The organism is Variovorax sp. WDL1 (assembly GCF_001541225.1).
GTDB lineage: Bacteria > Pseudomonadota > Gammaproteobacteria > Burkholderiales > Burkholderiaceae_C > Variovorax.
The window spans coordinates 45,117-52,040 of sequence record NZ_LMTS01000243.1; the positions used below are offsets into that span (position 1 = coordinate 45,117).

At 70.0% G+C, this 6,924-nt stretch carries 7 protein-coding genes; 3 read left to right on the top strand and 4 right to left on the bottom strand.

Translation table 11 applies throughout. The annotated features are described in order from the left end of the window. Together APY03_RS44820 and APY03_RS30300 are read left to right on the top strand one after the other, a co-directional pair. On the top strand, positions 1-588 hold a 588-nt coding region (locus APY03_RS44820; protein ID WP_232324474.1), incomplete at its 5' end, for a CoA transferase. Beyond that, positions 579-1,772, top strand: coding sequence for an MFS transporter (locus APY03_RS30300; protein ID WP_083944661.1), 1,194 nt, complete (start codon positions 579-581; stop codon positions 1,770-1,772). The genes APY03_RS44820 and APY03_RS30300, both read left to right, overlap by 10 nt. A 10-nt stretch (positions 1,773-1,782) precedes the next feature. On the opposite strand, the gene APY03_RS30305 is transcribed toward APY03_RS30300, so the two are convergent. Beyond that, a complete protein-coding gene (locus APY03_RS30305; RefSeq protein ID WP_162487123.1) occupies positions 1,783-2,592 on the bottom strand; it encodes an SDR family NAD(P)-dependent oxidoreductase in 810 nt (269 codons plus the stop codon). A 108-nt stretch (positions 2,593-2,700) separates the two neighbouring features. Here APY03_RS30305 and APY03_RS30310 point away from each other — a divergent pair, with 108 nt between their 5' ends. After that, positions 2,701-3,537, top strand: a complete 837-nt coding sequence (locus tag APY03_RS30310) for a FadR/GntR family transcriptional regulator (protein WP_068682916.1) — start codon at positions 2,701-2,703, stop codon at positions 3,535-3,537. Here APY03_RS30310 and APY03_RS30315 read toward each other — a convergent pair. From APY03_RS30315 to APY03_RS30325, 3 genes are all read right to left on the bottom strand, one after another. After that, positions 3,458-5,131, bottom strand: a complete 1,674-nt coding sequence (locus APY03_RS30315; RefSeq protein WP_068682918.1) for an AMP-binding protein — start codon at positions 5,129-5,131, stop codon at positions 3,458-3,460. The genes APY03_RS30310 and APY03_RS30315 overlap by 80 nt on opposite strands. Then, positions 5,128-6,105 (bottom strand): Bug family tripartite tricarboxylate transporter substrate binding protein, encoded by a 978-nt coding sequence (locus APY03_RS30320; RefSeq protein WP_068682920.1) that lies wholly within the window; start codon positions 6,103-6,105, stop codon positions 5,128-5,130. The genes APY03_RS30315 and APY03_RS30320 overlap by 4 nt, the downstream gene beginning before the upstream one ends. Before the next feature lie 186 nt (positions 6,106-6,291). Beyond that, a partial coding sequence (locus APY03_RS30325) for a nuclear transport factor 2 family protein (RefSeq protein WP_232324475.1) occupies positions 6,292-6,924 on the bottom strand: 633 nt, incomplete at its 5' end.

The following is a 6,924-nucleotide window of genomic DNA, read 5'->3' on the forward strand; positions in this document are numbered from 1 at the left end:
GTGGGCGTGCTGGCGGCGCTGCGGGAAGCCGGCCTGTCCGGACGCGGCCAGGTGGTGGATGCGGCCATGACAGACGGCGCCGCCTCGCTCATGACCAACTTCGTGAGCCAACAGCTGCGCGGGGTGTTCAGCGAGCGGCGCGGCAGCAACCTGCTGGACGGCGGCGCGCCGTACTACCGCGTGTATGAGACCGCGGACGGCGAGCACGTGACCCTGGGCGCGATCGAGCCGCAGTTCTTCGCGGAGTTCTGCGAGCGCGTGGGCGTACCGCCCGAACTGCATGGCGCGCAGAACGACCGGGCGCAGTGGCCCCGGCTTCATGACGAGTTCGCCCGCATCTTCAGGCGCAAGACCCAGGCGGAATGGACGCAGGCGCTGGAAGGCACCGACGTGTGCTTCGCGCCCGTGCTGCCGCTGTCGCGCGCGCAGACCCATCCGCACAACCTCGCGCGCCGCACCTTCGTCGACGTGGACGGCATCAACCAGCCGGCCCCCGCCCCGCGCTTCTCCCGCACGCCCTCGCGCATCCAGGGGCCGGCGCCGAAGGAACCCACTGCCGCCTCCGAAGTGCTCGGCCGCTGGCAATGACCGGCGCGCCTCGCGCGCCCGTGCCGTTGCTTGCAGCCGCGGCCTTCTTCAGCGCCGCGGCGCTGCGCGTGTGCGATTCGCTGCTGCCGCGCTTCGCCGACGAGTTCCAGCGCAGTGCGGGTGAATCGGGCAGGCTCATCATCGGCTTCGCGGTGGCGTACGGGCTGATGCAACTCCTGTCCGGCCCGCTCGCGGACCGCTTCGGCAAGCAGCGCATGATGACGTTCGCCCTCGCCGGCTCCGGCGCCGCCTCGGCCGCCGCAGCGCTCGCGGGCTCCTTCGACGCGCTGCTGGCCTGGCGTGCACTGTGGGGCATGGCGGCCGCGGGCATCGTGCCGCTCGCGATGGCCTGGATCGGCGATGCGGTGGCGTACGAGGCGCGGCAGGCGACGCTGGCGCGGCTGCTGCTCGGCACCCTCTCGGGCATGGTGATGGGCCAGCTGCTGGGTGGCCTGTGCGCCGAGACGGCGCTGGGCTGGCGCGGCGCCTTCGCGGTGTTGAGCGTGGGCTACTGGACGGTCGCCGCGCTCCTGTGGCGCGAACCCTCTCGCATCACCGCGACGGTGGCGGCGGTGGGGTCGCCCGCGGCCGGCCGCGGCGGCCTCGGCGCCGTGCTCGCGCAGCCGTGGGCGCGCGTGGTGCTGGTGGCGGTGTTCCTCGAGGGCGTTTTCCTGCTCGGTGCGCTCAGCTACCTGCCCACCTACCTGCACGCCCGCGAAGGACTCGGCCTGGCGGCAGCCTCTGCCGTCTCGGCGATGTATGCGGTGGGCGGCCTTGCCTACGCGGTCTGCGCGCGCCGCGTCGTCGGCTCGCTCGGCGAGATCCGGATGGCGGCGGCCGGCGGCCTGTTGATGGCCGCCGCGCTGGCCGGGCTGTGGCTGCTGCCGCATTGGTCGAGCGCGGCGCCGCTGGCGGTGCTGCTCGGCTTCGGTGCCTACCTGTACCACAACACCCTGCAGACGCACGCCACCCAGATGGCGCCGCAGGCGCGCGGCAGTGCCGTTTCGCTCTTTTCCTTCGGCCTGTTCGCCGGCCAGTCGATCGGCGTGGCGGCCTTCGGCGGCCTGGTCGACCTGCAGGCCTATGGCGCCCTGCTGCTGCTGCCCGCGGCGGCGCTGGCCGTCATCGGCATCGGGTTCGCCGTGTCCCTGCGACGGCGCGCCGCTGCCATCGCTGCCGGATGACAACTGCGGCTCACGAGGGCGTCAGCACCTGTCCGCCGCACACCGAGATGCACTGCCCCGTCACGTAGGCCGACAGCGGCGTGACCAGGAACTCCAGCACATTCGCGCAGTCCTCCACCTCGCCGAAGCGGCGCAGCGGGATGCGCTTCAGCTCCTTCTCGTTCTGCATGCCGCGTGCGGCGGCCTGCTTGCGGATGCGCTCGGTGAGCATCGAGCCCGGCGCGATGCAGTTGACGCGGATGCCGTCCGGCCCCACCTCGGCCGCCAGGTAGCGCGTCAAGGTCAGCACCGCGCTCTTGGCTACCGCGTAAGGGGCGAGCCGTCCCGCCGTGCGCGAGGCGTCGAGCGCGGCCATGGTGGCGATGTTCACGATCACGCCCGAGTGCCGGGCGCGCATCGCGGGAAGTGCCTCCTGGCTGCAGAAGAGCGCGCTTCGGTAGTTCACGTCGAGCATCGCGTCCGTGTCCTCGTCGGTCATCTGCGAGGCCAGGCTGCGCTCTACAGGGGTGAAGGCACCGCCCGCGTTGTTGACCAGGATGTCGATGCGGCCGAACTCGGCCATCGTCCTGCGCACGAGGGCTCGCGCGGCCTCGCGCCGGCGCAGATCGCCCTGCACCCCGAGGCTGCGGCGGCCCAGGGCTCGGACCTCCTCGGGCACCCCCGGGGCCGTGAGTTCCTCGCCGAACTCGTGCGCGGAGGCGAGGTCGACATCGGCGATGACCACGTCCGCGCCCAGCTTCGCCAGGCGCAGCGCGTAGCCGCGGCCCAGGCCGCGCGCGGCGCCGGTGACGATGGCCACCTGGTCTTGCAACGGCAGCATCACGCGAGCGTCTCCAGAAAGATGGCATTCAGCATAGGACCAGAATATCATTGGTCCAACCATTTGGTCAATGCGACACCCCATGCCGCAGCCGCTACGATCCCGGCCATGCCCCGCGCCCCAGTCCACGACAGCTTCGACGTCGTCCCCATCAATCCGCAGCGCATCTTCCAGGAGGTGGCGAACCAGCTGCGCCGCCTGATCTCGGAAGGAAAGCTTCGCCCCGGCGACAAGCTGCCGCCGGAGCGAGAGCTTGCGAAGCGCTTCGGCGTGAGCCGCAACACCATGCGCGAGGCGCTGCGTGCGCTGGAGCTGAGCGGGCTGATCGAACTGCGGCTGGGCGCGACCGGCGGCGCCTTCGTGCTCCCGGGGAGCTCCAATGCCGTGGTGGCGGGGATGCGCGACCTCTACTTCCTGGGCGCGATCACGCCCGAGCACCTGACCGAGGCGCGCATCTCGATCAGCGCCGCCGTGATCCGCATGGCCTGCGAGCGCATTACCGACGAGGAGATCGCGGCGCTGGAGGCCAACGTCGCGGCTGCCGAGCGGGCGCGAAAGGCCGGCGATTTCGAGGAGCGCACGCGGCACCACCAGGCCTTCCACGTGCTGCTGGCCCGGACCACGCACAACCCGGTGCTGATCGCGACGACCGAGGGGATCATGGAGATCACCCGGCAGTTCGTGAAGGCGATCGGCCCGACCGACGAGCAGACCTACACGCATCCTTCCCGCAAGCGGCTGCTGAAGCACCTGCGCGCACGGGACGCGGAGAAGGCGGCGGCAGAGATGAGCTCGGCGCTGACCAAGCTGCACCGCAGCTACATGGTGAAGGCGGCGCCTTCCGCCCAGGGCCTGCCAACAAGCCCTACCGCGCCAGCACCACCCCGGCCGCCTCGCGGTCCCAGGCCTGCGAGAGCGCTGCCTCGAGTTCCTGGCGCAGCCTGAACTTCTCCACCTTCTGGCTCATGGTGGTCGGCAGCGACGCGCGGAACTGGATATACCGCGGCACCATGAAGTAGGCCATGTTGCGCTGGCAGTGCTCGACCAGCTGCAGCGCGTCGAGCTGCGTGCCGGGCTTGGCCAGGACCACGGCGGCCACCTCCTCGTCGTTGGCCTGCGTCGCCACGGGGAAGACGGCGGCATCGGCCACGTCGGGATGCGTGGCGATGATCTGCTCGACCTCGAAGGCCGAGATGTTCTCGCCGCGCCGGCGGATGCAGTCCTTCTTGCGGTCCACGAAGTAGAGGTAGCCGTCCTCGTCGCACATGCCGCGGTCGCCGGTGTGGAACCACAGGTTGCGGCGCGACGCCAGCGTCGCATCGGGCATCTTGTAGTAGCCCATCGTGCCGCGCCACGGCTCGTCGAAGCGCAGCACCATCTCCCCGACCTCGCCCGGCGGCAGCTCGAAGTCGTCGTCGTCCACGATCCGGACCTGCACGCCGCGCCGTGGCCGGCCGATGGAGCCGAGCTTGTCGCGCGGGTCCCATTGCGTGAAGGAGGTCACCATGCCGTAGTCCGACAGGCCGTAGTTGTTCATCGCGCGCAGGCCGAAGCGCTTCTCGAACTCGGCCGCATACCTCGGGGTGGGCGCCATGCTCACCAGGCGCAGGCAGTGGTCCGCATCGGCGGGCGACGGCGGCTGGCTCCACAGAAAGCTGGACATTGCGCCGAGGAAGTTGGTGATCGTGGCCTTCGATTCGCGGATCTCGCCCCAGAACCGCGACACCGAGAAGCGCCGCGACAGCACGACCGAGGCCCCGCACACCAGCGCCGCGCCGGTGGCGGCGAGCAGCGCGTTGTTGTGGAACAGCGGCAGGCAGACATAGAAGATGTCCGAGGCGCGGTAGCCTTGCGCCTCGGCCGCGCTGGTACCGTAGGTCAGCGCCGCCGCCTGGGACAGCATGCTGCCCTTGGACGGTCCCGTGGTCCCGGAGGTGTAGGCGATCAGCACGAGGTCGCAGAAGCGCGGCTCGATGGCCGGCTCGAAAGGCGCGGCACTCGCGCCGTCGACCAGCGCGTGGAAGTCCGCCACCTCGATCGCGCCGGACAGCGAGACCGCGCCTTCCCCTTCCTCGCCGGTGCGCACCACGATCACGCGCTTGAGCAGCGGCAGCTGCGCCAGCACCTCCTGCAGGCGCGACACCAGCGAGGCATCGACGACAACCGTCTCGCAGTCGGACTGCCCCAGGTAGTAGCGCAGCAACTCGCCGCGCGCGGCGGTGTTGACCGGCACCGAGACCGCGCCGATCTTGCTGATGGCGAAGAACACCGACAGGTGCTCGGCCGAGTTGCCCATCAGCAGGCCGGCGTGTCCGCCGCGTACCACGCCGAAGCCCTGCAGCGCTTGGGCCACCCGGCCGGTCCAGGCGTCGATTTCGCCATAGGTGAAGGTTCGGCCGGTGGCCGTCTCGGTCAGGAACACCTTGTCGCGGGCGCTCCGCGCGAACTTCGCGAGAAGCTTCGGAAAGCTCAGCTCGCGCAGCGCGTAGGTGTCGGCATTGACGGCGTTCGGCGCCGTGTCAGGGGCGGCAGAGGTCATTCGGCGGTGATGTTGTTGCGCTTGATGACGTCGAGCCAGCGCTGGTTGTGGCGCTTCAGCAGTGCGGCGAATTCATCCGGCGTACTGCTGGTGGCAGCGACGCCGGCCTTCTCCATCGTCTCGCGGTAGTTGGCGTCGGCCACGGCGGTCTTCATCGCGGCGGCGAGCTTGTCCACCACTGGCTGCGGCGTACCGGCCGGGGCAACCAGGCCGAAGAAGATCTCGATGGTCAGGTCCGGCTGGCCCGCCTCGGCCACCGTGGGGTACTGCGGCAGCGCCGGCTCGCGCTTGGGCGTGGTCACGGCAAAGCCCTTGAGCTTGCCGGCCTTCAGCAGCGGGGTGGCCGCCGAGGTGGAGGTGAACATCAGGTCCACCTGTCCGCCGAGCATGGCGTTGACGCCGTCGATCTCGCCCTTGAAGGGCACGTGCAGCAGGTCGATGCCGGCGGATTGCTTGAACAGCTCCGACAGCAGGTGCGGCGCGCTGCCGTTGCCGGAGGACGCGATGGTGATCTTGCCCGGCTGCGACTTGGCGAGCTTCACCAGTTCGGCGAAGTCCTTCGCCGGCAGCTCGGCCTTGGAGACGAGCGTCCACGACGAGATCGCCGCCAGGCTCACCGGCGCGAATGCCTTCTGCGGGTCGTAGGGCGGGTTGCGGGTGATGTGGGGCGTGACGCTCATCGGGCTGTTGCCGCCCCAGCCCAACATGTAGCCGTCAGGCTGCGCGCGTGCCACGGCGCCCATGCCGATCATGCCGCCGGCGCCGGCGCGGTTCTCGACCACGAAGGGCTGGCCCAGCTGCCGGGTCAGGAGCGCTGCGATCATGCGCGCCGACAGATCGGTCGCGCCGCCCGCGGAGAACGGCACCACGATGGTGACGGGCTTGGAGGGATAGGCGGCGGCGGCGTTCTGCGCGAACGAACTCGCTGCCGCCACGAGCATCGCGGCAGCGGCGAAAAGGCGGGCCATGTTCATGGGGGTGTCTCCTGAGTTTCGGGAAAAGGGCAAGGGCTCCTATGGTAGTTTAAATGGTCCAACCATTCAATTATTCCGAAGATTCCGACTTGCTGCAGGACGCGCGCGTGGTGGAGCCGTGCCAGCCGGACATCGTCTACGTGCCGCAGTCCGGCATGGGCGCGGCACGGCCGCTACGGGCGCGTCTCAGGCAAGCCCCAACGCCCGCCGCTCGCGGAACACCAGGTCGTCCTGGCTGCGCCGGCCGGTCTCCTGCGAAGCAGGAGGCTGCGGCATGTCGGCGGGCACCGGCACGAACTGCTTCCAGTCGGCCACCAGGGTCCTCTTCGCGATCTTCCATCGGGCGTCGGCCCGGCGCTCGAAGCGGTCGACATAGCGCGAGCAGGTCATGAGGTCCATGCCGCCGCCCGCCGCGCCTGCCTTGCCGCCGGCCAGCTGGTCGAGCGCGGCACGTGCCTCTGCCGGGTAGCGCTGCGTGGTGCGGACATAGGTCTCCACCAGCGCCAGGTCGGGCCCCGCGAATTCGATCAGGATGTTGCTCACCGCGTGCATGGAAAAAGGGATGCCGGCATGGCGCTCGCGGATCCACTCGACCAGCCCGTCCACCGGCCCGTTGAAGGCGCCATGCAGATCCACCGCATCCGGATGGAAGACCTCGCGAATCCCGCTGAAGTCCAGCCGGTCCACCGCGCGGCACCACCTGTACATGCAGTCCTGGATGTGCAGGCGGTCGGCGATGCGCTCGGGGGAATAGTCGTCCTGGATGCTCGCGCCCATGTGTTGTCTTATATGGACGCCTCCCGTGTGGCAAGCGAGTTC